The organism is Vibrio sp. 1401, from assembly GCF_033340295.1.
In genome coordinates this window covers 51,331-74,990 of the sequence record NZ_JAWOWF010000002.1, presented here as the reverse complement: position 1 = coordinate 74,990, position 23,660 = coordinate 51,331, and the positions used below count along the sequence as shown (strand labels likewise).

The 23,660-nt window shown below is 43.6% G+C and carries 22 protein-coding genes; 14 read left to right on the top strand and 8 right to left on the bottom strand.

All coding sequences use genetic code 11. The annotated features are described in order from the left end of the window. The first annotated feature begins 191 nt into the window (after nt 1-191). The 6 genes from thrS to R7Z77_RS01635 all read left to right on the top strand — a co-directional run bounded on the left by thrS (nt 192) and on the right by R7Z77_RS01635 (nt 5,067). Nucleotides 192-2,120: a threonine--tRNA ligase gene (thrS, locus tag R7Z77_RS01660; protein WP_213967392.1), complete on the top strand. Its 1,929-nt coding sequence runs from the start codon at nt 192-194 to the stop codon at nt 2,118-2,120. Nucleotides 2,121-2,123: 3 nt separating this feature from the next. Continuing rightward, complete coding sequence (gene infC, locus R7Z77_RS01655; RefSeq protein ID WP_080276913.1) at nt 2,124-2,675, top strand: translation initiation factor IF-3; 552 nt, start codon at nt 2,124-2,126, stop codon at nt 2,673-2,675. Between the two features lie 120 nt (nt 2,676-2,795). Continuing rightward, nucleotides 2,796-2,990 (top strand): 50S ribosomal protein L35, encoded by a 195-nt coding sequence (rpmI, locus tag R7Z77_RS01650; protein ID WP_005377932.1) that lies wholly within the window; start codon nt 2,796-2,798, stop codon nt 2,988-2,990. Nucleotides 2,991-3,030: 40 nt separating this feature from the next. After that, nucleotides 3,031-3,384 (top strand): 50S ribosomal protein L20, encoded by a 354-nt coding sequence (gene rplT, locus R7Z77_RS01645; protein WP_004727974.1) that lies wholly within the window; start codon nt 3,031-3,033, stop codon nt 3,382-3,384. A gap of 189 nt (nt 3,385-3,573) precedes the next feature. Beyond that, a complete protein-coding gene (locus R7Z77_RS01640; RefSeq protein ID WP_005377919.1) occupies nt 3,574-3,891 on the top strand; it encodes a heavy metal-binding domain-containing protein in 318 nt (105 codons plus the stop codon). A gap of 366 nt (nt 3,892-4,257) precedes the next feature. After that, entirely contained in the window at nt 4,258-5,067 is an 810-nt protein-coding gene (locus R7Z77_RS01635; RefSeq protein WP_005385480.1) for a helix-turn-helix domain-containing protein, read from the top strand. On the opposite strand, the gene R7Z77_RS01630 is transcribed toward R7Z77_RS01635, so the two are convergent. Next, complete coding sequence (locus R7Z77_RS01630) at nt 5,060-5,245, bottom strand: hypothetical protein (RefSeq protein WP_005377915.1); 186 nt, start codon at nt 5,243-5,245, stop codon at nt 5,060-5,062. The genes R7Z77_RS01635 and R7Z77_RS01630 overlap by 8 nt on opposite strands. A gap of 270 nt (nt 5,246-5,515) precedes the next feature. On the opposite strand from R7Z77_RS01630, the gene R7Z77_RS01625 reads away from it, so the two are divergent. From R7Z77_RS01625 to pheT, 6 genes are all read left to right on the top strand, one after another. Then, a complete protein-coding gene (locus R7Z77_RS01625) occupies nt 5,516-6,304 on the top strand; it encodes a TetR/AcrR family transcriptional regulator (protein ID WP_005377913.1) in 789 nt (262 codons plus the stop codon). 249 nt (nt 6,305-6,553) lie between these two features. Beyond that, on the top strand, nt 6,554-8,932 hold the full coding sequence (locus tag R7Z77_RS01620) for an efflux RND transporter permease subunit (protein WP_213967393.1): 2,379 nt from the start codon (nt 6,554-6,556) through the stop codon (nt 8,930-8,932). Nucleotides 8,933-8,950: 18 nt separating this feature from the next. Further along, nucleotides 8,951-9,742, top strand: coding sequence for an outer membrane lipoprotein-sorting protein (locus tag R7Z77_RS01615; RefSeq protein ID WP_213967394.1), 792 nt, complete (start codon nt 8,951-8,953; stop codon nt 9,740-9,742). Nucleotides 9,743-9,752: 10 nt separating this feature from the next. Then, a complete protein-coding gene (locus R7Z77_RS01610; protein WP_170897135.1) occupies nt 9,753-10,928 on the top strand; it encodes a hypothetical protein in 1,176 nt (391 codons plus the stop codon). A gap of 191 nt (nt 10,929-11,119) precedes the next feature. Beyond that, the gene (gene pheS, locus R7Z77_RS01605; RefSeq protein ID WP_065645301.1) at nt 11,120-12,103 is read left to right on the top strand and encodes a phenylalanine--tRNA ligase subunit alpha; all 984 of its coding nucleotides are present in this window, start codon (nt 11,120-11,122) and stop codon (nt 12,101-12,103) included. A gap of 18 nt (nt 12,104-12,121) precedes the next feature. Further along, nucleotides 12,122-14,527 (top strand): phenylalanine--tRNA ligase subunit beta, encoded by a 2,406-nt coding sequence (gene pheT / locus R7Z77_RS01600; RefSeq protein ID WP_213967395.1) that lies wholly within the window; start codon nt 12,122-12,124, stop codon nt 14,525-14,527. Nucleotides 14,528-14,741: 214 nt separating this feature from the next. Here the strand turns inward: pheT and R7Z77_RS01595 are convergent, their stop codons facing one another. Beyond that, nucleotides 14,742-15,623: an AEC family transporter gene (locus R7Z77_RS01595; protein WP_005377901.1), complete on the bottom strand. Its 882-nt coding sequence runs from the start codon at nt 15,621-15,623 to the stop codon at nt 14,742-14,744. A 534-nt stretch (nt 15,624-16,157) separates the two neighbouring features. On the opposite strand from R7Z77_RS01595, the gene ihfA reads away from it, so the two are divergent. Then, a complete protein-coding gene (gene ihfA / locus R7Z77_RS01590) occupies nt 16,158-16,454 on the top strand; it encodes an integration host factor subunit alpha (protein WP_005377899.1) in 297 nt (98 codons plus the stop codon). Between the two features lie 121 nt (nt 16,455-16,575). On the opposite strand, the gene R7Z77_RS01585 is transcribed toward ihfA, so the two are convergent. Continuing rightward, on the bottom strand, nt 16,576-17,355 hold the full coding sequence (locus tag R7Z77_RS01585) for a phosphoribosylglycinamide formyltransferase (protein ID WP_025766820.1): 780 nt from the start codon (nt 17,353-17,355) through the stop codon (nt 16,576-16,578). Nucleotides 17,356-17,670: 315 nt separating this feature from the next. Here R7Z77_RS01585 and R7Z77_RS01580 point away from each other — a divergent pair, with 315 nt between their 5' ends. After that, the gene (locus R7Z77_RS01580; protein ID WP_021707633.1) at nt 17,671-18,321 is read left to right on the top strand and encodes a thiopurine S-methyltransferase; all 651 of its coding nucleotides are present in this window, start codon (nt 17,671-17,673) and stop codon (nt 18,319-18,321) included. A 72-nt stretch (nt 18,322-18,393) separates the two neighbouring features. Here the strand turns inward: R7Z77_RS01580 and purT are convergent, their stop codons facing one another. From purT to sbcB, 5 genes are all read right to left on the bottom strand, one after another. Next, nucleotides 18,394-19,569, bottom strand: coding sequence for a formate-dependent phosphoribosylglycinamide formyltransferase (gene purT, locus R7Z77_RS01575; protein WP_017633939.1), 1,176 nt, complete (start codon nt 19,567-19,569; stop codon nt 18,394-18,396). Nucleotides 19,570-19,712: 143 nt separating this feature from the next. Next, nucleotides 19,713-20,600, bottom strand: a complete 888-nt coding sequence (gene cdd / locus R7Z77_RS01570) for a cytidine deaminase (protein ID WP_005377892.1) — start codon at nt 20,598-20,600, stop codon at nt 19,713-19,715. Nucleotides 20,601-21,030: 430 nt separating this feature from the next. After that, nucleotides 21,031-21,708, bottom strand: coding sequence for an LrgB family protein (locus R7Z77_RS01565; protein WP_053306940.1), 678 nt, complete (start codon nt 21,706-21,708; stop codon nt 21,031-21,033). 1 nt (nt 21,709) lies between these two features. Next, nucleotides 21,710-22,084 carry a CidA/LrgA family protein gene (locus tag R7Z77_RS01560; RefSeq protein WP_005377887.1) on the bottom strand — a complete coding sequence of 125 codons (375 nt, stop codon included), beginning with the start codon at nt 22,082-22,084 and terminating at the stop codon, nt 21,710-21,712. 55 nt (nt 22,085-22,139) lie between these two features. After that, nucleotides 22,140-23,561 carry an exodeoxyribonuclease I gene (gene sbcB, locus R7Z77_RS01555; RefSeq protein ID WP_053306939.1) on the bottom strand — a complete coding sequence of 474 codons (1,422 nt, stop codon included), beginning with the start codon at nt 23,559-23,561 and terminating at the stop codon, nt 22,140-22,142. Nucleotides 23,562-23,660 lie beyond the last annotated feature (99 nt).

Here is a 23,660-nt window from a genome sequence, read left to right as displayed (position 1 = left end):
AAGTTCTTATGACAAAACAAAATCGCGCTTTGCATTCTAATTGTGAGCTAGGTACAATCCCATTTTCGATAACGGTCCGGTATTCGTGTTACCGAGAGGCCTTTATTGACTCTCAACTATTTTCAACAAATAGCTTCTAATTTGAATAACATGTGTTGCTTGGTGTGCAACACCACTGTAAAGGACATAGCATGCCTATTATTACTCTTCCTGACGGCAGTCAGCGTCAATTTGACAACCCAGTTTCTACTATGGAAGTTGCGCAATCGATCGGTCCTGGTCTTGCAAAAGCAACTATCGCTGGTCGTGTAAACGGTAACCGCGTTGATGCGTGTGATCTAATTGAAGAAGACGCAAGCCTTGAAATCATCACAGTTAAAGATGAAGTAGACGGTCTAGAAATCGTTCGTCACTCTTGTGCTCACCTTCTTGGTCACGCTCTTAAGCAGCTTTACCCTCAAGCTAAAATGGCGATCGGTCCAACCATCGACAATGGCTTCTACTACGATATCGACTTAGACGAATCTCTAACGCAAGAAGATCTTGAAAAGATTGAAAAGCGTATGAAAGAGCTAGCGAAAACCAAGTACGAAGTGGTTAAGAAAAAAGTAAGCTGGCAGGAAGCGCGTGATACGTTTGAATCACGTGGCGAACCATACAAAGTGGAAATCCTAAACGAAAACGTATCTCGTGATGATCGTCCAGGCCTTTACCACCATGAAGAATACATCGACATGTGTCGTGGTCCTCACGTTCCTAACATGAGCTTCTGTCAACACTTCACTTTGCTGAATGTTGCAGGTGCTTACTGGCGTGGTAACAGCGACAACAAAATGCTTCAACGTATCTACGGTACGGCTTTCCACGACAAGAAAGCACTGAAAGCGCACCTAACTCGCCTAGAAGAAGCGGCGAAGCGTGATCACCGTAAGATTGGTAAGCAACTAGACCTATTCCACATGCAGCAAGAAGCACCGGGTATGGTGTTCTGGCATCACAATGGTTGGTCTATCTTCCGTGATCTAGAAGTATTCATCCGCGCTAAGCTAGATGAGTACGGTTACCAAGAAGTGAAAGGTCCACTTATGATGGACCGTGTTCTTTGGGAACGCTCTGGGCACTGGGACAAATACGCTGATGCAATGTTCACAACTTCTTCTGAGAACCGTGAATACGCGATTAAGCCAATGAACTGTCCAGGTCACGTACAGATCTTCAACCAAGGTCTAAAATCGTACCGCGACCTACCGCTACGTATGGCTGAGTTTGGCTCATGTCACCGTAACGAACCATCTGGTGCACTACACGGTATTATGCGTGTACGTGGCTTTACTCAGGATGACGCTCACATTTTCTGTACTGAGAGCCAAATTCAAGAAGAAGTAACAAACTGTATCAAGATGGTGTACGATACGTACCAAACATTTGGTTTCGACAACATCGTAGTGAAACTGTCTACTCGTCCAGAGAAACGTGTAGGTTCAGATGAAATCTGGGATCAATCTGAAGAAGCATTGAAGCAGTCTCTTGAATCGATGGATATCCCATACGAAATTCAAGAAGGCGAGGGTGCGTTCTACGGTCCTAAGATTGAATTCACACTATACGATTGTCTAGACCGTGCGTGGCAGTGTGGTACTGTCCAGCTAGACTTCAACCTACCAGGTCGCTTAGGTGCAACTTATGTAGGTGAAAACAATGAACGTCTTGTACCGGTAATGATTCACCGTGCGATTCTAGGTTCACTAGAGCGCTTCATCGGTATCCTTATCGAAGAATATGCTGGTTTCTTCCCAACTTGGTTGGCGCCAGAACAAGCAGTTCTTATGAACATTACTGATAAACAGTCAGGTTATGTTCAAGAAATAGTACAAAAACTACAAAAAAGTGGAATTAGAGCTAAAGCGGACTTGAGAAATGAGAAGATTGGCTTTAAAATCCGCGAACATACTTTGAAGCGTGTACCGTATATGCTTGTTGTTGGTGACCAAGAAATGGAAGCTGGCGAAATTGCAGTGCGTACTCGTAAAGGTAAAGATCTTGGTAAATTTAAAGTGGATGATTTTATTGCATACATCCAAGACGAGATCTCTAGCCGTAAGCTCAATCTGGAGGAATAAGCTATTAAAGGCGGAAGACGTGGCCAACAGCCGGTAAAACAAAACCCGCACCGTATCAACGGTGAAATTCGTGGTATTCGTGAAGTTCGACTAACAGGCGCTGACGGTGAATCAGTTGGTGTTGTATCGATTCAAGAAGCCATTGCAGCTGCTGAAGAAGCTGGTATGGATCTCGTTGAGATCAGTCCTAACGCCGAGCCACCTGTTTGTCGTGTGATGGACTATGGTAAGTTCCTCTTCGAGAAGAGCAAAACTGCTAAAGAGCAGAAGAAGAAGCAAAAGCAGGTCCAGATCAAGGAAGTAAAATTCCGTCCTGGAACTGATATTGGAGACTATCAGGTAAAACTACGCAACCTGACGCGTTTCCTTGAAGAAGGCAACAAAGTGAAAGTAACAATTCGCTTCCGTGGCCGAGAGATGGCACACCAAGACATCGGTGTTGACGTTCTAAATCGTCTTAAGGAAGATACTGCAGAAATTGCTGTAGTTGAATCTTTCCCTAAGAAGATTGAAGGTCGCCAGATGATCATGGTGCTAGCCCCTAAAAAGAAGTAATTAACGGCTCATCAAGTAATTAAAACCTAGCCGCTTTCCTTTATATAAAGGCATATGGCTGGGTTTTGTTCGCCCTAATTACGTTGTTTATTAAACCTACTCAATGCGGAGTTATTCATCATGCCTAAGATGAAAACCAACAAAGGTGCTGCTAAGCGTTTTAAGAAAACTGCTGGTGGTATTAAGTACAAGCACGCTACAAAACGTCACATCCTGACTAAGCGTACTACTAAGAACAAGCGTCAACTACGTCCGAATGCAATCCTTCCAAAATGTGAAGTGGCTGCAGTAATCCGTATGTTGCCATACGCTTAATTCTTTTTAGTTATCAATCGTTTAGTTTAGGAGAAGCATAATGCCTCGCGTAAAACGTGGTGTACAAGCTCGTGCACGTCATAAGAAAGTTCTAAAACAAGCTAAAGGTTACTACGGTGCGCGTTCACGTGTTTACCGCGTAGCTTTCCAAGCAGTTACTAAAGCTGGTCAATACGCTTACCGTGACCGTCGCGCTAAGAAACGTCAATTCCGTCAACTATGGATTGCACGTATCAATGCGGCATCTCGTCAAAATGGTCTATCTTACAGCCGTTTCATCAACGGTCTGAAGAAAGCATCTATCGAGATCGACCGTAAGATCCTTGCGGACATCGCAGTATTCGACAAAGCTGCATTTGCAGTTCTAGTTGAAAAAGCGAAAGCTGCTCTTTAATTAGCAGTTTAGGATTAAGAGAAGGAGAGCATTAGCTCTCCTTTTTTATTGCTAAAATTTATACCCAAATGACTTTTAGCTTGGCTATTTAGAGTATTGTTTATCAGTCTTCTCAATTTATTGGTTAGCATCTTATGTTAGTTATAAGGTAGCTTGGGTATAAATTTTTACGTTTATAAGGGATTAAAAATGATCTACACAACGACCGAAAGCATTCCTGGCAAGCAGATCTCTGAAATCAGAGGGGTTGTAACTGGTAATGTTGTTCAATCAAAACATATTGGCCGTGACCTCATGGCGGGTATCAAGAGCATTGTTGGCGGCGAAATTCGTGGTTACACGGAAATGATGACCGACGCGCGTGATATTGCTATACAGCGCATGGTGGCGGACGCTGAATCTAAAGGTGCCGATGCAATAGTAGGGATTCGATTTACCACAAGCTCAATCGTAGATGGTTCTTCGGAAATTTTGGCATTTGGTACTGCAGTGAAACTAGCGGACTAGTCTACTTGAATAGCATTGCAAAAATGCTAATAGAGAGCGGTGAATTATTATGCATTTACCGTTCTGTTCCTTTTAGGTTAATTATTCTAGATTTTTGTAGAGAGAATAGGTTTATATTCTCAACTTTACGTTACTATTAAAATTAATCACGATGATTTAGAGTAATTGCTTCACTTTTATTTTGCATATTATTTTATATCTATAATGAAATTGAATTCATATTGAATTTTTCATTTGTTGTGTGAATTCTCTTTTCAGTATATTAATTCATGTTTTTCTTATAAAAATATGAACTTATACCTTGCCAAGCGGTTCTAAATTGTTACAAATACTATACAGCTGTAACATTGCCAAAAGGAATTGTAGATGAGAGATCTGACTCCCGAATACTTGCTAGCCGCATTACGCCAAGCGATTAAAACAAAAGGGCTAACATATCGAGAGCTATCTGAGAAAATGGGTATGCCACTATCTACCTTTAAGAGACATCTTACAAGCACGAATCTCGCTTTAGATAAGTTGCTGGAATATTGTAGAGCGGTTGATTGCACGTTAGATGAACTACAAAAGCTCGCAAATCAATTGCAAGGTGAAGACGAGGATTACTTTAGTCGCACACAGGATGAAGTATTCTTTCAATTCCCTCACCTTTACGACTTTTATCGTGAATTGAGAATGTTACGAGGTAAAGACGGCTATTCTATTTTAAAGAAAAAGTATGACTTGTCTGAGCAGAGCATGTCCGATTACTTAAAAGCATTAGAGTTGTTGGATCTCGTTTACGTTGATGAAGATAAAAATATAACGCTGCACGGACCTTTATATTATAGCTATGCAGAGAACTCCAAGCTCAACGACAAATATACCGAAATCATAAAAGAGCAGACGACTACCCACGATAAGTGTGTTCGCGTTGCTTTGGCGCGTATGAAAATTACCGAAGAACAGCTTTTGTTACTGGAAGATCAAGTCGCAAAGACCGTCATCGATTTTCATTCCAAAAATGTTGTAGCAGAGAACTTTAATGTCTCTGATTTTACTAATATCGTTCTACTTGCTGGGCCACATCAGCCAGTCACATTCTCTGACGGCATTATTGAGACAGAGGGGCGATTTATTGATGATATTCGTTATGCCATCGCAGCTGCAGGTGATAAGCCAAGCCTATCTATATAGATTTTGAGCCTTTTTTGAAGAGAGTTTCTGAAAGGGCGTTGCAAAAGAAAAAGCCTAAGACAGCAAATACTTTGTAAGTAGGGCATTCAGCGGTGTTTGCTCTCAATTCAGACTTAAAGTGTTTTGGGCTTATTTCGAATAATACCTGTTCAGCATCTACTTTCGTTATTTTTAACATGCTGATTTCCTTCGTTGTTCCTCCCAAAGCCTCTCTCGCTTCCTCTACAAAGAAACCATTCTCGTTGAACCAAGCATCCTGTAGCTACTTGGGTATGCATAATTGGTAGCTATTTATCTTCTAATTATAAATCCATGCTTGAAATGTTTGTTTTTTGATCTATTATGACGAAGTGTCATTTATGACGGTTCGTCAACTTTAGTTGCGTTCCTGTATTAAAGAATCGTGTTACAATTATTGGGAGTGTGTTGGTATACGGATCAAAGGATTATGTTTAACTTTCGCTGTAAAAAATATAGCAAGCAAGACGGATGTCGTGTGTCTTCAGGGCTAACAAAAAAGCAACAGGCGATTGCTGATCGTGAGATAGAGCTTATTCAATTGGCTAAGTCACTAGTTCAAGAGCAAGGCTTTGCCAACTTAACGATGGACAAGCTTACAGCGTCAAGCCCTTATTCTAAAGGGACGATCTACAATCATTTTTGCAGCAAAGAAGATGTGATTCTTGCGCTTTGTATTCATTCGCTGAAAAGCGAAGCAATATTTTTCGAACGTACCGCCAAATTTAATGGCAATACCAGAGAAAAAATCATTGCGATGCATGTAGGTTATCGTATTTACGCTCGTATGGAGCCAGTACTATCAACCTGTGCGATTGTTGCAAAGACGCCTTGGGTTCTAGAGAAGGCTTCGCCTAAACGTGTGAATGAACTGAATAACTTGGAAGAACAAGTAATAGATGGTGCTGATGCGCTGGTGAACAATGCGGTAGAATGTGGTGATCTTAAGTTTTCTCCCGCAATTGGTTCTGATGCTATTGTATTCGCCAACTGGTCTATTGCATTCGGTTCAAACGCTTTGGCGCAAAATGCATCGAACAGTCGATGTATTCAGCGAATTCAGGACCCATTCTCAGTACTGCACAACGCGAATATGTTACTTGATGGTTTAGGTTGGTCGCCTTTATCTACAGAATGGGACTACCGTAAAACCTGGCGTCGAGTGGAGCAGGAGTTATTTAGTGAAGAGCTTGCTTATTTAGAGTCAGTGAATCGCTAATAAACTGGAAAGGCCAATCTGACGTTATGGTTGGCTTTTTTATCGCACTATTGTGACGAATCGTCATTAAATCTCGAAGGTTGGCGTTCAGCCAATGATCACGAGAAGCATAGGAAGTTACTAAAAACTAACTTATATAGCCAAATTCATTCGATCTAAAGTTTGCATGTCGAGTTTGTCTGGTTATTTACAGCATTTGCTGTTTTTTTAGTTTTTAAATTTGACGAAACGTCACAAAAGGAGAGTGTGATGCCACATCACAACGTTCAACAATACGCCCGTTCAGGGTGGGGTAAGCTACCAACGAATTACAGTGTATTGGTGATGCTTGCTACCGTTTTATTGATAGTCATAGCAACTATTGGAGGAAAAAATCTTTACTTTAGAGGAGATTACGACATCTTCTTTGATGGAACAAATGAGCAGTTACTTGCGTTTGATGAAATTCAAACCACCTTTGCAAAATCTGACAGTCTTGCTTTGGTTATAGCGCCAAAGAGCGGCACTGTTTTTACTCCTAGCACATTATCTCTTATTCAGCAGATCACTGACGAGGCGTGGCAAGTTCCATACTCCACCCGCGTTGATTCCCTCGCTAACTACCAGCATACCGAAGCGTTTGAAGATGATCTTCTTGTCGAAGATTTACTGTATAGCGAATATGAATTGACACCTCAACGAATAGAGAAAGTCAAAAGTATTGCGTTGAGTGAGCCGGTTTTGAAAAGTTCACTGATTTCTGAAAAAGGAGATGTCACGGTCGTAAACATTACGGTCCAACTCCCTGAAATAGATAAAACTGCTGAAGTACAAGAGGTGGTTGCTTACATAAACGGAATGATTGAGCGTTATCAGCAAGTGTACCCAGACACGGAATTCCACAAGGCTGGTATTATTGCAATGAACTACGCGTTTATGACCGCAGCCCAAGATGATAGCGCAACATTAGTGCCAACTATGTTACTAGTGATATTGGTGTTTCTGACCATCATGTTGCGCTCATTGCTTAGCGTCATCGCGACGCTCATCGTTATTATCGGCTCGGTTATGGTGACAATGGGCTTGTCAGGATGGGCTGGTATGTTCTTAAGCACGGCGACCGTTAATGTGCCTACCTTGGTGATGACGCTTGCCGTCGCAGACTGTGTACACATCATCGCGACAATGCGTCAGTCTATGCAAAACGGCTTTAGTAAAGCCCACTCTATTGAGCGAAGTATTGCGCTCAATTTCATGCCTATCTTGATTACCTCCATTACCACCGCGATCGGCTTTTTAATGATGAATATGTCGGATTCTCCAATCCTGAGAGATTTCGGCAACCTATCAGCCCTTGGCGTCATGGTTGCTTGTTTCCTTTCCATCACGTTACTTCCCGCCTTGCTTAATATCCTTCCGGTTACGGTGAAGTCGGATATTTCTGATGAAAGAAAGCACTTTATGGATCATTTAGGAGATTTCGTGGTGTCAAAGCGACATGCTTTATTGCCGTTGTCGGTGCTTGTTATTGTCGCGAGTGCGAGCTTGATTCCGCTGAACAAAGTCAATGATGAATCCGTCGAGTACTTTGGCCATAGCAATGAATTTCGCCGAGCGGCTGATTTTATGGAAGAGCGAATCAGTGGCATGGCGAACATCAGTATCGCGATAAAAACCAACGAATCGCAGGGCATTGCCGATCCTAATTTTCTCAATTCCGTGGGTAAATTTACTGACTGGCTAAGGTTGCAGCCAGAAACGGACCATGTTGCGACCTTGAGCGATGTTTATAAGCGCCTAAACAAGAACATGCATGGAGATGATCAGGCTTATTACTCGCTCCCTCAAGACAGAGAATTAGCGGCTCAATATCTGCTGCTTTATGAAATGTCACTACCGTATGGTTTAGATTTGAACAACCAAATCAATGTAGATAAGTCGTCGATCAAGATGGTTCTCACCGTGGAGAACTTGGGCAGCGTCGAGCTTGTTGATTTGGAAAATCGCATTTACCAATGGTTTAACGAAAACGCGCCTCAATATGATGTTGTTGCGTCTAGTCCTTCATTGATGTTTGCGCATATTGGTGAAACGAATATGGCCAGCATGCTGTCAACCTTGCCCATTACTCTTGTCTTAATCTCTGCATTACTGATCTTTGCCTTGCGTTCGTTCAAGCTTGGCTTAATTAGTCTTGTCCCGAATATTGCTCCTGCGCTTATTGGTTTTGGTATTTGGGCGCTGGTTTCTGGCGAGATTAACTTGGGATTGTCTGTCGTTGTGACATTAACGCTTGGTGTTGTTGTCGATGACGCCGTTCACTTTCTTTCTAAATATCAACACGCTCGTAAAGATGGCCACAGTGCGGAGCAAGCGGTTCGCTACGCCTTTCGTACCGTGGGGCGCGCACTCTGGATTACGACGGTCGTGCTTGTTGCTGGTTTCTCTGTTCTGGCGATGTCGAGCTTCCGTTTAAATGCCGATATGGGACAGCTGAGTGCCATTGTCATCTTTATTGCCCTTGTTGTGGATTTCATCTTCCTACCGACTCTACTGATGTTGTTTGACAAAGGCGTTTACGACGAGGTGGAGCGCCGAAATAAGCTTAAATCAACTGACTCTCAAACCAAGACTGTTACTCAGTCATAACGAATTAAAGGATCGAACATGAATTTAGTAAAAAATGTCTTAAAAGTATCAGTACTTTCTGTCTCGCTTATTATGAGTCATGCGGTGTTGGCGGATGAAGCCAAAGGACTAGAAATTGCCCAAGAGCGCAAAGCCCGTGATGAAGGGTGGGGGGATTCTGTTGCTACGATGCAAATGATTCTGCGAAACGCGCAAGGAGAAAGCAGCACACGTTTAATGCGCTTACAATCACTCGAAGTTGATGGCGATGGAGACAAAGGGCTCACGATATTTGATGAACCGAGAGATGTAAAAGGCACGGCGTTTCTTAACCATTCTCATACGGTGGGTGCCGATGACCAATGGCTTTACCTTCCTGCACTGAAACGTGTGAAACGTATTTCCTCGCGTAACAAATCAGGCCCTTTTATGGGCAGTGAATTCGCGTATGAGGATCTCAGTTCCTTTGAGATTGAAAAATACCGTTTCAACTACCTAAAAGATGACAGCATAAACGGGCAAGATGTTTTCGTCGTAGAGCAAATTCCGACCGATAAGAACTCAGGTTATACCAAGCAAACGGTGTGGTTAGATAAAGCGCATTATCGTCCACTTAAAGTTGAGTTTTACGACCGCAAAGGCTCTTTGTTAAAAACGCTTTCTTTTTCCGATTACAAGCAATATCTCAACCAATATTGGCGAGCGCACACTATGGCGATGACAAACCATCAAACAGGAAAAAGTACTGAGCTAACGACTAGCGAAATGCGTTTTAACACTGGATTACAAGACAATGACTTTCATAAGAATGTGTTGAAGCGAGTGAGGTAGTGGAGGAAAAATGAAGCGATTAAATGTTGGGTTGTTGCTTAGTGCAGCAGCCTTTTTTTACTCGATGCCTCTGACTGCCGTCGAGCTCGCAGGACAAGTCAATATTGAGCATCGTCAGTTTTTTAAAACGGGCTCTCAGGGTCAGAGCAAAGCGCAAACGTCATTGGTTTTGCAGCCAGAATTTTACTGGGAGATGCAAAATGGTGATGCAAACTTTACTTTCACACCTTTCTATCGTCTGGATGGTCTAGACGATGAGCGAAGTCATGGTGACATACGAGAGGCACTTTATCTGACTTATTGGGATGATTATGAGCTTCGAGTTGGGATTAGTAAGGTCTTTTGGGGAGTGACTGAATCAGCCCATTTAGTTGATGTAGTAAACCAAACAGACTCTATTGAAGCCGTCGATGGTGAAGATAAGCTCGGTCAGCCGATGTTACATTTTACCTCTTTCAAAGACTGGGGTACCGTCCACGCAATGTTGTTACCTTACTTTAGGGAACGAACGTTTGCGGGTACAGATGGCCGCTTGCGAACCGAACCCGTTGTCTCTGATGATGCTATCTATGAATCAAGCAGAGAAGAGAAGCACGTAGATGTGGCTTTTCGATATTCGAAAATGCTTGGCGATTGGGACGTAGGCCTGAGCTATTTATATGGAACAAACCGGGATCCTTACTTTCGTTTTGAATACGGAGAATTAAAGCCTTACTACGCTCTGATGAGTCATGTCGGTCTGGATGTGCAAGGAATTGTTGGCGATTGGTTATGGAAACTGGAAAGTATTTATCGAGATAGTGCTGATAATCATGTCGGTCTTGTGACGGGTTTTGAGTATACCTTCGTCGGTGCATTTGACACGGTTTGGGATGTGGGGGTTATTGGTGAGTACCTCCATGACAGTCGTGGGAACAACGCACAAACTATCGGTCAAAATGATGTGTTTGCAGGTATTCGTTGGGCGCTCAATGATGAGGACGGAACGGAAGTATTGACGGGAATTACGAAGGATTTAGATAACGATGATGTTTACAATGCTAAGTTAGAAGCATCGAGCCGAATATCGAATCACGTTAAGTGGCAAATTGATGCTTGGTTGTTTAAAAATGAAACACCAAATGATTTGCTCTACTTCGCTAGAGATGACGATTTTATCGAGCTATCTATTCAATACTATTTCTAAAACAAAAGGGCACAACTAAACGGCAGATTAACTAAAGATGACATTTTTGACGTTTTTGTGCTCTTTTTATTCAATAACCTCTTCTTTTCGTAATTCAATTTGGCATTGGTGCCCGGTTTGGCTACTATGTACAGCTATCAAAAAACCAATCACTCCCTTATGGACACTACCTACAGGTAGATGAGGAAACGATGCAACATCTAGAAGAGATCATTGCTAGCGCGAGCACTGCAATTGAAGCTGCCGAATCGCTAGTCGCACTTGATGAAGTGCGTGTTCAGTATCTGGGTAAAAAAGGTGAGCTAACTGCTCAACTTCAAAGCCTAGGCAAACTACCACCAGAAGAACGCCGTGAAGCTGGTCAAGAGATCAACAAAGCGAAAGGCGTAGTTCAGCAAGCTATCGCAGCTCGTAAAGATGCACTACAACGTGCAGAGCTAGAAGCGAAGCTAGCAGCAGAAACGATCGACGTGACACTACCAGGTCGTCGTATCGAGAACGGTGGTCTACACCCAGTTACTCGTACTGTTGAGCGTATTGAGAAGTTCTTTGGCGAACTTGGCTTTAACACAGAGTCTGGTCCAGAAATCGAAGATGCATTCCACAACTTTGATGCGCTAAACATCGCAGCTGATCACCCAGCGCGTACTGACCACGATACTTTCTTCTTCAACCCAGATTTGATGCTTCGTACTCACACGTCAGGCGTACAGATCCGTACGATGGAAAATGGTAAACCACCATTCCGTTTCATCGCACCAGGCCGTGTATACCGTAACGACTACGACCAAACGCACACGCCAATGTTCCACCAAGTGGAAGGCATGCTGGTTGATGAGAACGTAAACTTTGCTCAGCTGAAAGGCATCCTGCACGATTTCCTATGTAACTTCTTCGAAGAAGAAGTAGAAGTACGTTTCCGTCCATCTTACTTCCCATTCACTGAGCCTTCAGCTGAAGTAGACGTGAAAGGCAAAAACGGTAAATGGTTAGAAGTACTAGGCTGCGGTATGGTTCACCCGAACGTGCTACGTAGCGTAGGTATCGATCCTGAAAAATACTCTGGTTTCGCATTCGGTATGGGTGTTGAGCGTCTAACAATGCTTCGTTACGGCGTGAACGATCTACGTGCGTTCTTCGAGAACGATCTTCGTTTCCTAAAACAGTTCAAGTAATCCAGAGGGTTCATCAACATGAAATTCAGCGAATCATGGCTTCGTGAGTGGGTAAACCCTGCGGTTACTACTGACGAGCTAACTCACCAAATTACAATGGCCGGCCTAGAGGTAGACGACGTTCTTCCTGTTGCTGGTTCTTTTACTGGCGTTAAAGTCGGTCACGTTGTTGAATGTGGCCAACACCCAGATGCAGACAAACTGCGCGTAACTAAAGTTGACGTGGGTGAAGAAGAGCTTCTAGACATTGTTTGTGGCGCACCTAACTGTCGCCAAGGTCTGAAAGTAGCAGTCGCAACAGTTGGTGCTGTTCTTCCAGGTGATTTCAAAATCAAAAAAGCGAAACTACGTGGCCAGCCATCCCACGGCATGCTTTGTTCGTTCACTGAACTAGGTATCGACGTTGAGTCAGACGGCATCATGGAACTAGCAGAAGACGCAGTAATCGGTACTGATTTCCGTGAATTCCTAGGTCTAGACGACGTAACAGTAGACGTAGACCTAACGGCAAACCGCGCTGACTGTTTCAGCATTCGTGGTCTAGCTCGTGAAGTTGGCGTACTAAACCGTGCTGACGTGACAGAGCCATTAGTAGAAGCAGTTGCCCCTTCAATCGACGATAAAGTGTCTATCGAAGTGAAAGCGCCTGCTGCGTGTCCTCGTTACCTAGGTCGTGTTATTAAGAACGTAAACGTTCAAGCTGAAACACCACTATGGATGCAAGAGAAACTGCGTCGTTGTGGTATTCGCTCTATCGACCCTGTGGTAGATATCACTAACTACGTTCTTCTAGAGCAAGGCCAACCAATGCACGCATTCGATCTAGCGAAGATCGAAGGTGGCATCGTAGTTCGTATGGCTGAGCAAGGTGAGAAGCTAACACTTCTTGACGGCAGCGAAGCAGAACTAAACGCAGATACACTAGTAGTAGCGGACCACAACAAAGCACTTGCAATCGCAGGTATCTTTGGTGGTGAAGAGTCAGGTGTAACAACTGAGACTAAAGACGTTTTACTAGAGTGTGCATTCTTTGCACCTGACCACATCCGTGGTCGCGCTCGTAGCTACGGTCTGCACACTGATTCTTCAATGCGTTTCGAGCGTGGTGTGGATTACGCACTACAAGTGAGCACAATGGAGCGTGCAACTCAGCTTCTAGTTGAGATCTGTGGTGGTGAAGTAGCACCTGTTGTTGCAGTAGAGTCTGAAGCAGACCTACCTAAGCCAAACAAAGTTGCTCTACGTCGTACTAAACTAGACAACCTACTAGGTCACCACATCGCTGATGCTGACGTAGTAGAAATCCTAGAGCGCCTAGGTTTGACTGTTGAAGCTTCTGAAGAAGGTTGGGTGGCAGTAGCGCCAACATGGCGTTTCGATATCGCTATCGAGCAAGACCTGATTGAAGAAGTTGGCCGTATCTACGGTTACGACAACATTCCTAACCAAAACCCAGCAGCAGCACTTAAGATGCACAACCACGTTGAAGCGGATCTTCCACTGAAACGCGTTCGTGATCTTCTTGTTGACCGTGGTTATCACGAAGCAATCACATACAGCTTCGTTGAGCCTGAGCAGCAAAAGCTAGTTGTACCTGGTGTTGAGCCTCTCGTACTTCCAAACCCAATTTCTGCAGACATGTCAGCAATGCGTCTTGGTCTTATCCAAGGTCTGTTGAACACGGTTGTTCACAACCAGAAGCGTCAACAGCCACGCGTTCGTCTATTCGAATATGGCCTACGTTTCATCCCATGTGAATCTGCAGAAAACGGCATGCGTCAAGAGCCTATGCTTGCAGGTGTTATTGCTGGTACTCGTGGTGAAGAGCACTGGGATATCGAAACCAACACTGTTGATTTCTTCGACCTTAAGGGCGATCTAGAAGCGATTCTAGAGCTATCTGCGAACGAAAAAGCGTACTCTTTCGCTGCACTGTCACCTGAAAGCAAAAAAGCTAACCCAGCACTTCACCCAGGTCAATCTGCGGCAATCATCGTAGACGGCAAAGAAGTGGGCGTGATCGGTACCGTTCACCCTGAGCTTGAGCGTAAGTTCGGTCTAAACGGTCGTACTATCGTATTCGAAATCGAATGGTCTGCAATTAACAGCAAAGTGATCCCAGAAGCGGTAGCACTTTCTAAATTCCCTTCAAACCGTCGTGATATCGCGGTAGTAGTGGATGAAGCTGTTGCATCTGGTGACATTGTTAACGCTTGTCTAGAGCAAGGTGGCGAGTTCCTTAAAGATGCAAAACTGTTCGACGTTTACGTAGGTAAAGGCGTTGAAGAAGGTAAGAAGAGCCTAGCAATCGCTCTGACTCTACAGTCACTTGAGCGTACGCTTGAAGATGCAGATATCGCTGGTGCGGTTGACGCTATCGTTGCTCACGTTTCTGAGAAGTTTGGTGCGTCTCTACGTGACTAATCTCGCGTAACGTATCTTCTTAAGAAATGAAAACCCTGCCAGTTTGGCAGGGTTTTTTTATTTTTAGGATTACCTTATCGTTGTTCAAGTTCCTTACTGCTCGCACCACCCCTCATTATTTTAAAATACTAGACCAAACTAGGGATGGCCCTTACCCGAGATTAGGAACGTATTGTTTTTCAGCTAATACACGCTAACGATAGCTTATTGGCGGTTAGGCAGCGAGTGAGAGGGTATAGCTAAGCAGAAGAGGCAGCGTAAGAATGCTGAAAAAGTTGCCAAATAGTACCATTGACGCCACCTTCATGGGTTCTATATTCAGTCTTTCCGCAAATAGGTAATTCATGACGGCTGGCGGCAGCATTGTGAAGAGCACCATCATTTGCAATTGCATCGTTGGAAGGGGAATTAACCAATAAATAAGTGCAAAAGCGACAGCACCAGTTGCCAGTGACTGCACGGTACACAACACACCAATCTTTAAACCGTCCAACCGTAAATGACACATTTGTGCCCCCAGAGATAAAAGCATCACGGGTACGGCCGCTTGCCCAAGTAGAGCAGTGGCTTCGTATAAAGGCGCCCATGCACCCACATTTGACACGTTGAGAAACAGAGCCAACGACGCTGCTAAAAAGATTGGCATCTTGACTATTTGCTTAAAAGGGTTGCCATGACTAAGCAGCATTACGCCTAAGCTGATATGCAAGCATGCTGACACGACAAATAAAAGCACTGCTGACGACAGCGCAATTTCTCCAAACGTATAGGTAAACAAAGGAATAGCTAGATTTCCGCTATTCCGAAACATATGTGGTGGCGCCCAGGTTTTAAACGAGAGTGACGTCCATCGACATACCGGGATCATGAGTAGTGCGGGAATTAAAACCGCAACAATTGCCGCCAAAAGAAGCGGCCCCTGATTTGAATCGAGCGGCATGCTAACGAGTGACGAAAATACCAGTGCTGGCGTAAAAACCTCAATATTAATGCGGTTTATTGGGCGAAAGTCAGGCTTGATGTAACGACCGACCAAATAGCCAACTCCGACAAGAGCAAAAACAGGGAAAAGAATATTTATGATTTGATTAATCATGGTCGCCTAGAAGCAGTGTAAGAAGCTAATGAGGAAATACACGAACTTCCACATTATCAATCTTTATATATGGCGTCATCGTTAAACAGCGAGAAGCGTGGGTTTAATCAAGCTTTCAAAGCACAGTTGCAAAGTACAGGTGGTCATACCTTTTAATCTAATTGTTACGTATCGAGTTACATACAAATCACTGAATTTACGACAAGTTCTATGTCAAGTGTCTGTTAAATAACCAATATCTGATATTTTTATTAAATAGTGTTTAATGTTGATATTTAAACTACTTTTAGTTTTATAATCTGGATGTTTTTCCTGATAAAGATGAAACAAAAACAAAAATATCAAATTTCTGGCGTTTAACAATAATTTACGTAGTGCTATTCCTTTTGTTCGCCAAGAAAAAAGTTGGCGAAAATCATAAGCTTGTCATACACTTCCTGATGTAACCCCGATATGTTGTTGAATTGGTAGGGTAAAACTGCTCTGGCGCTACACTAACGTAGCATTGTTTAACATAGCTTTGAGGAAAGTTTTATGGCGCTCACAAAAGCCGAACTGGCAGAAAACCTGTTTGATAAATTAGGATTTAGTAAGCGGGACGCCAAGGAAACGGTGGAAGTGTTCTTTGAAGAGATTCGTAAGGCACTGGAAAGTGGCGAACAGGTAAAACTGTCAGGTTTTGGTAACTTTGATCTTCGTGACAAGAATGAACGACCTGGTCGTAACCCGAAAACTGGTGAAGATATTCCAATTACTGCTCGACGTGTAGTGACTTTTCGCCCGGGTCAGAAGTTAAAAGCTCGTGTAGAAAACCTGAAGAAAGTACAGTAAGCCGAATAAATGGATCACGCTAAGGCGTGGTCTTTTTTTGCGTAAAATTCGTGTGCATACAAATGAAAACCACCGCAATGCGGTGGTTTTTCTGTTTATGAGAGACGCTTAATGATATCGGTTACGCCGCTTCTAGATGCGTTGTTAAGTATGGTTGCCATGCTTGTTGGTACAAGTTCTTAGACTGTGTACGCATGTTGCGAATAGAGGCAAGCTCTATTTCGCTTAGCTCACGTTTTTCCAACATCGCTTGACGTTCTAGTTTCTGGATTTTTTCGTATAGGTCGTGTTCGGGACCGCTTTTTACATCTGCGATTGCTTTCAAGTGCAGTTGAACTTCGGCTACTAGGTTTGTTTTTGGTAAACGAACGAGCAAGTTCAAGTCTCTATATCCTGAAGGGCCAGGTTTTTTGAATCGATTTTTTACTTTCACAATAGTTGTTTCACGCTCTAACGTTTCATAAATGGAGACTAAGCTCGCGACGTCTTCAGCTACAATCGTTGCACGTGCTAGGTCAGTAATACGTTCAACTTTCCCATCTAACTCTAAAGCTATCTTTTCTTCTGCTCGTTGTTTGGATTTCACGCCTGCGAAGTATGGCTGAGCGTCATTAAGAAGTGCGGTACTCTTACAGATAGTTTCAAGTTCAAATTGTGCTTGGTGAGCTTTGCTGTAAAGGATGTCGAAGTCAGAATATGGCTGAGTTGGTGTGGTGTCGATTGACTGAATGCCATATAAACCGCTAAGGCTGTGTTTAAAAAGTTTCGAACAAACTTCGTTTTGGCTGGTTGAACGATTTTGTTCGCCACTAGGCGCAGGGGTAATTGGAAGTGCGGCAAATGCCGGTGCACGGCTAAGTACCAAAAGCATCAATGCTGTAGTACGAAGAAATAAGCTCATTCACTCTCCTTAACTTGCTTGTACTTAGAAAATAGGGAACATAAAGGTCGCTAAGTTCGGCAAATCAGGTACTAACTTATAAATGGGGCCATTACGAAAGATTCCAAGGTTTCAGTTTTATCTTGAAGTAGAATCGTGCGTTAGATCACCATTTCTCTTTTCTTTATTCTGATTATCAGATAAATGCGCGTCTCCTATGAGACCGATTACATCCTATCACCGCAGTATTAACCAAAGATGAACGGCATAGACAAATTGAAAAAAAACGTTAGTCTTACCTCTCAAAATGAAAACAGCCGACAAGTAGAAAGTAAAATGAGAGACCAAGAATTTTGGCATAACAAATGGGCCAGCAATCAGATCGGATTTCACTTGGAAGATGTAAACCCGCTATTACCAGTATATTGGAAACACACTAATCCAAAGCGTGAAGATAAAGTGTTAGTTCCTTTATGTGGAAAGTCAGAAGACTTGATTTGGCTAGCGATGAAGCATGATTCGGTTGAAGGTGTTGAGCTAAGCCATATTGCTGTGCGTGCCTTTTTTGCTGAACATTTTTACACGCCAACGGTAACGCCTCTTAATGGCATGCACGAGCTTTATCAATTTGATGAGCTCTCTATTTATACTGGGGACTTTTTCACTGCACCAGTATCTCAAGCCGATATCATTTATGATCGCGCCGCGTTGGTTGCTTTACCGCAAGATATGCGAGAGGAGTATGTAGAGCGTCTCAAGCAACTTTTGAACCCAGGCGGTCGTATTTTGCTTGTTACACTCAACTATCCTCAAGAAGAGATGGCGGGGCCTCCATTTAGCGTGCCGGTCGAAGAGATTGAGCAGTTATTTTCAGGTTACAAAGTTACTTGTTTGAACGTAGATGAAGCTGACGAGAATCATCCTAAAATTGCGAAAAAAGGCTTAAGTCGCTTCTCTGAAGAAGTGTACTTAATCGAGAGTGAATAGGCTCTCTTCGGTTTGGAACACGAAATAGCGCAGCAATTTGAGCTGCGCTATTTTTGTATGAGTGGTTCGTATTTAATAAATGATATTCACTTTTGAAGCACTTTCAACAGCATCTTGAACGGCTTCTTCGGTGGTTTTTCGTCGCGTAAGGACAACACCTAAACGGCGGCGACCATCGATTTCTGGCTTACCGAATAGACGAACTTGTGTTTGAGGTTGAGCTAAAGCTTTGCTTAGGTTTTCAAAGCGAATGTTTGTGGAAGTTCCTTGTCCAAGAATAACAGCAGACGCAGATGGGCCATATTGCACAATATTATTAATTGGCATTCCGGTAAACGCGCGCACGTGGAGAGCAAACTCAGACATTTCCTGTGAAATCATTGTAACCATACCCGTATCGTGAGGGCGAGGAGAGACCTCATTGAAAATGACTTTATCGCCTTTAACAAATAGCTCTACACCAAAGATGCCGTAGCCACCGAGCGCGTTTACCACTTTCTCAGCCGTGTATTCAGCTGCTTTTACTGCGTTTTCTGACATAGTTTGCGGTTGCCATGATTCGCGGTAGTCGCCATCTTCCTGACGATGACCAATTGGAGCACAGAAATGCACACCGTCAACGGCTCTGATGGTCAATAAAGTGATTTCGTAATCGAAGTCGATAAAACCCTCCACGATAACGCGACCTGCACCCGTACGCCCGCCTTCCTGAGCGTAATCCCATGCTTTTGTAACGTCGTCTTCGGTCTTGATAACACTTTGCCCTTTACCTGAAGAGCTCATCACAGGCTTCACCACGCACGGAATACCCACATGCTCAACCGCGGCTTTGAAGTCTTCAAAGTTATCTGCAAAACGATAAGGTGAAGTCGTCAATTCCAGTTCTTCTGCTGCCAAACGTCGGATACCTTCACGATTCATTGTTAGCCTGGTTGCCTTAGCGGTTGGAACAACATTCAGTCCTTTTTCTTCAAGCTCTACCAGTTTGCCGGTTGCGATGGCTTCAATTTCTGGTACGACGTAAGTAGGTTGTTCCTTCGTAATAACTTCTTCTAAGGCGTTCCCATCTAACATGTCGATAACATAACTACGGTGAGCGACTTGCATCGCTGGAGCATTGGCATAGCGATCACAAGCAATCACTTCTAAACCAAGTCTCTGGCATTCAATGGCGACTTCTTTACCGAGTTCGCCAGAACCTAAAAGTAATACACGGGTAGCATTTGCGCTAGTTGCAGTGCCAAACATAGTGTTCCCTTACAAAATAGAGTGATGAGACAGAAATTGCAGGAGATCATACTGAAGTTTTATGACAAAGCAAACGTTTGCTTTTGGTTTTTAGGTAATAAAAAAGCTCTACATGTTGTAGAGCTTTTTGTTGAATTTGTCGTTTATACGTTGACAAAACTAAGCGGAATATCTGGATTCAACGCTTCCAACGTTGATTGCGTATCGGCTAAGTGACTGATCTTACCTTCAGAGTTTTCTACCAATGCAGCGGCTTTGATGCTGTCAAAGGTTTCACCCGCAAGTAAAACTTGGATTAGCGCAACTTGTAGCGGTGGCAAGCTAGGATTAAACGCTGCATTTTCTGCATAAGCGCCTTGGAATACACGGCCGCTAGTCATCTCTAATGCTAAACCACTCAAGTTGTTGGTGTATGGAGAGTGGCTCATGTTCATCGCTTCAACTGCACTTTGGATGAGTGCGTCTTCATCATCACATGAGAATTGGTGTTTAACTTCTGCCATTAAGCCGGACTCGATACCGAGATCGTTTGGTCCAAAGGCTTCAGGCAGGTATTCATGAAGTGACTTTTCTTCGCGTTCTGGGAGCTGGATTTTAAGCTCGTTTGCGGTAGATAACTCATTCATGAACTGGCGGCAGTGACCACATGGGCTGAAGTTGATAGTGATATCCTTAACACCACGTTCGCCTTTCATCCAAGCATGGCTAATCGCAGACTGCTCTGCGTGAACCGTTTGACCCAACTGTACACCAAAGAATTCCATGTTGGCACCGAAGTAAAGGCGACCTGAAAGACCACGAACGATAGCGCCGACATAAAAGTCAGAAAGGGGAGCATAGGAGTACGCTGCGGCAAAAGGAAGTAGCGCAACACGAAGCTCTTTGTCTGATAGACCGGTAGCTGAAAGCAACTGCTCAAATTGTTGAACTGAAAGCGTAGCATCAAAATCATCAGCTTGGATGATAGGAGCAAGTTGTTTGGAAAGTGCTTCTGGAGCGCCTGCTAGCGCCTGTTCAATGCGACTTTTCATGTTGAATCCTTGTTATTGCATGGACAGTTATTCTATGTGAAAGATAGAAATGTTCCGTGCGTTAGATCACGATAAATAATGCAATTGATAATTCTGTTACATAATTAGAGTGAGCTCACACATGTATTCGATTGCACAGGTGTGAAGCGTTATCTCCGTCTCACAATTAACCATATCAGTATATATTCATATGACCAAGGAGCAGGAGTATGTTACTAACGCGACTTTTACCGCTATGCTACTTTATACCTACGTAATCTAGAGCGAGTGGTAGCATCTAGAATGCTAACGCTATGAATGTATATCTCGATCAAGTCCCTTCACGATATTACTGGGTGAGGTTGCTAGATAAGATAGGATTTTGAAAGGGATAAGTAAGAAATGGAAAGGCTACGGCCTGCCGGAAGGAGGGCAGACCGAGAGCGCTTAACTATTGATATAGCCAGACCGCCAAAGCAAAAAAACTTGGAGCCAAAATAGAAGTTATGATCCCACATAAAACCAATGCGAGTGATGAGAACGCGGCATCTATGGGCTGTTTCTCTGCACAAGTAGCGGTGCCTAGGGCATGAGAGACTGTACCCATTGTCAGACCACGTGCAATCGGGTGTTTAATTCCAATCAAGTTGTAAATTGGGTATGCCAAAATTGCGCCCAATAAACCGACAATCAGAACCAAGATCGCTGCAACGGCGGCTTCACCACCGAGGTGACTCGATATTTCCATCGCTATTGGTGTAGTGACGGATTTACCCACTAGACTCGCGATTAAACTGATATCCGCTTTGAAAGCGACTGCGATCAAGGTGGTTGTCATCATCGACATCACACTGCCTACTGTGCAAGCGAAAGTGATGATTCGCCAGTTTGCTTTAATTTGTGGTAGTTGTTCATATAGTGGATAAGCCAGAGCAACTACAGCAGGTTGAAGCAAAAAGCTAATTCCTTCGTTATCCGCATAATACGTTTCAAATGGCACATTTAAGTAAGTAAGCAAAGGAATGAGCACTGCGATACTGATCAGCAAAGGGTTTGCTAGAGGATTGTTCACTTTGATTGCGATTTGGCGAGCGATAAGAAAAACCACAATGGTAACAACTAACCACATATCAGTGTTTCTCCTGTAGCAAGTAATCTAGCAGCCAAGCGAGGCTGACCAGTACAATGAGTGAACCGCCAACCGCGCTAGCGATGATAGGGAGCGCATTCGCGAGTAGTAGGTCGAAATGCTGCATTAATCCGACGCTGATAGGAACGAACAATAAGATCATATAGCGGATAAATAGCGTGGCGCCCGGTTTGACCCAGTCGACTTTTACAAGCCCAAGAGTCATGGAGAAAAACAGTACGAGCATACCGATGACACTTCCTGGAACGGAAACGCCAGTGAACTTTTGAATGGTAATTCCGATGCCAAGTGCTCCCATGATGAGGAAGATTGAAATGAGCAGTTGGATCAGTTGTAAGAATCGTTCTTTAATCATTTTGACAGTATATAAACAACAAGCACACCATAAGGTGCGCTTGTATTAGGAGGAGTTAGGAAGCTAAGCTCTCTACATAACGGTACACGGATTTTAATATCGCAATCTTCTTTTCGTCACTTTCATGTTCGTGAACTAAGTTTTCTAAATTCAGCATGTACTCTTCAATTTGGCTTTCAAACACTTCTCGACAGTGTAGTGCCCAGCGTCTTTGTTCTTGCTCGTCTAATGTGCCTGGGAAGTTACGCGCACGATAGCGGAACAATAGAGGTTTAATACGCTTGTCATCAAATTCAATGTCTAATGCAGCAAGATTATTCGGATCGGTTTCGCGAATGATATCCATGGCTGCGCGATCGGCCGGAGAGAAGAATCCGTCGTAAAGTTGAGTGTCCACATCATCGCTTTTTTCAAATTGACGTTCGATAGAGAACAAGCCGATTAGTTTTTCTCGAATCTCAGGGTGCTGGCGAAGTAGTGCCAAATTATCGAGACACTTCTGACGATCAATGCCGATGTTTTCTGCGTTTTCCGCCGTTAACGTTTTTGCAGGGGCGAGAATAGGGCATTTGTTCAAATGAACTAGTTTAACTGGCACTGGTAGCAATTCACCAAGATCTTCGCGCTTAGTGTAGAGTCTTTCGTGCAGCTCTTCTGCGGATAGCTCAAGAATAGGTTGAGGGTCTTTCGCTAAATCGATGGTGATAACGGCGTTATTATTGGTTGGATGCCAAGCAACAGGCACAATCCAGCTAGTGTACTGACATTCGCGCCCTAGCATGCCTGAAACGTGCATCAACGGTGTCATGTTGACGATGTCGACTAAATCATTGAGCTTGCGCTTTTGGCGCATAGAAAAAAAGTAATCAAACAATTTTGGTTGCGCTGCTTTTACTTTCTTTGCCATTTCGATAGTCGCAATCACATCTGCCATGGCATCGTGCGCGTTACTATGTTCTATGCCGTTAGCCACAGACAAGTGTTCTAATTTAAAGCTAGTGAAGCCATCTTCGTTTTCTGGCCATTCTACGCCTTCTGGGCGAAGGGCATGGCACGCGCGTAGTACATCGAGTAAATCCCAACGTGAGTTACCGTTTTGCCAACTCCATGCGTATGGATCGATAAAGTTGCGATAACAAGTATAACGGGTCACTTCGTCATCAAAGCGAATGCTGTTGTAGCCTAAACTGGTGGTATTTGGTCTCGCGAGTTCAGTGTGAATCTTAGCGATAAACTCTGGCTCAGAAAGGCCTTCTTGAACCGTTTTTTGCGGAGTAATACCAGTAATAAGCGCAGCTTCAGGAGACGGAAGATAATCAGCCGGTGGTTGACAGTACATGACTAAAGGCTCGCCGATGATATTAAAGTTTTCATCTGTACGAACACCAGCAAACTGGCTTGGGCGATCTTTCGCGGGGTTGGTTCCCCATGTCTCATAATCAAAGAAGAAAAAAGTGGGCTGATTATCTTGGTGCATTCTGCTTACCGTTTACAAAACCGATGACAGTATTAGACCATTCAACGCCTTGACTAGCAACGAAAGATGCAAGTTGAATTTTTGAAAATGAAAAAAGCC

Coding starts and splice junctions, on each gene's coding strand:
- thrS (WP_213967392.1), top strand. CDS start 192: ATGCCTATTATTACTCTTCCTGACGGCAGTCAGCGTCAATTTGACAAC.
- rpmI (WP_005377932.1), top strand. CDS start 2,796: ATGCCTAAGATGAAAACCAACAAAGGTGCTGCTAAGCGTTTTAAGAAA.
- rplT (WP_004727974.1), top strand. CDS start 3,031: ATGCCTCGCGTAAAACGTGGTGTACAAGCTCGTGCACGTCATAAGAAA.
- R7Z77_RS01640 (WP_005377919.1), top strand. CDS start 3,574: ATGATCTACACAACGACCGAAAGCATTCCTGGCAAGCAGATCTCTGAA.
- R7Z77_RS01635 (WP_005385480.1), top strand. CDS start 4,258: ATGAGAGATCTGACTCCCGAATACTTGCTAGCCGCATTACGCCAAGCG.
- R7Z77_RS01630 (WP_005377915.1), bottom strand. CDS start 5,245: ATGTTAAAAATAACGAAAGTAGATGCTGAACAGGTATTATTCGAAATA.
- R7Z77_RS01625 (WP_005377913.1), top strand. CDS start 5,516: ATGTTTAACTTTCGCTGTAAAAAATATAGCAAGCAAGACGGATGTCGT.
- R7Z77_RS01620 (WP_213967393.1), top strand. CDS start 6,554: ATGCCACATCACAACGTTCAACAATACGCCCGTTCAGGGTGGGGTAAG.
- R7Z77_RS01615 (WP_213967394.1), top strand. CDS start 8,951: ATGAATTTAGTAAAAAATGTCTTAAAAGTATCAGTACTTTCTGTCTCG.
- R7Z77_RS01610 (WP_170897135.1), top strand. CDS start 9,753: ATGAAGCGATTAAATGTTGGGTTGTTGCTTAGTGCAGCAGCCTTTTTT.
- pheS (WP_065645301.1), top strand. CDS start 11,120: ATGCAACATCTAGAAGAGATCATTGCTAGCGCGAGCACTGCAATTGAA.
- pheT (WP_213967395.1), top strand. CDS start 12,122: ATGAAATTCAGCGAATCATGGCTTCGTGAGTGGGTAAACCCTGCGGTT.
- R7Z77_RS01595 (WP_005377901.1), bottom strand. CDS start 15,623: ATGATTAATCAAATCATAAATATTCTTTTCCCTGTTTTTGCTCTTGTC.
- ihfA (WP_005377899.1), top strand. CDS start 16,158: ATGGCGCTCACAAAAGCCGAACTGGCAGAAAACCTGTTTGATAAATTA.
- R7Z77_RS01585 (WP_025766820.1), bottom strand. CDS start 17,355: ATGAGCTTATTTCTTCGTACTACAGCATTGATGCTTTTGGTACTTAGC.
- R7Z77_RS01580 (WP_021707633.1), top strand. CDS start 17,671: ATGAGAGACCAAGAATTTTGGCATAACAAATGGGCCAGCAATCAGATC.
- purT (WP_017633939.1), bottom strand. CDS start 19,569: ATGTTTGGCACTGCAACTAGCGCAAATGCTACCCGTGTATTACTTTTA.
- cdd (WP_005377892.1), bottom strand. CDS start 20,600: ATGAAAAGTCGCATTGAACAGGCGCTAGCAGGCGCTCCAGAAGCACTT.
- R7Z77_RS01565 (WP_053306940.1), bottom strand. CDS start 21,708: ATGTGGTTAGTTGTTACCATTGTGGTTTTTCTTATCGCTCGCCAAATC.
- R7Z77_RS01560 (WP_005377887.1), bottom strand. CDS start 22,084: ATGATTAAAGAACGATTCTTACAACTGATCCAACTGCTCATTTCAATC.
- sbcB (WP_053306939.1), bottom strand. CDS start 23,561: ATGCACCAAGATAATCAGCCCACTTTTTTCTTCTTTGATTATGAGACA.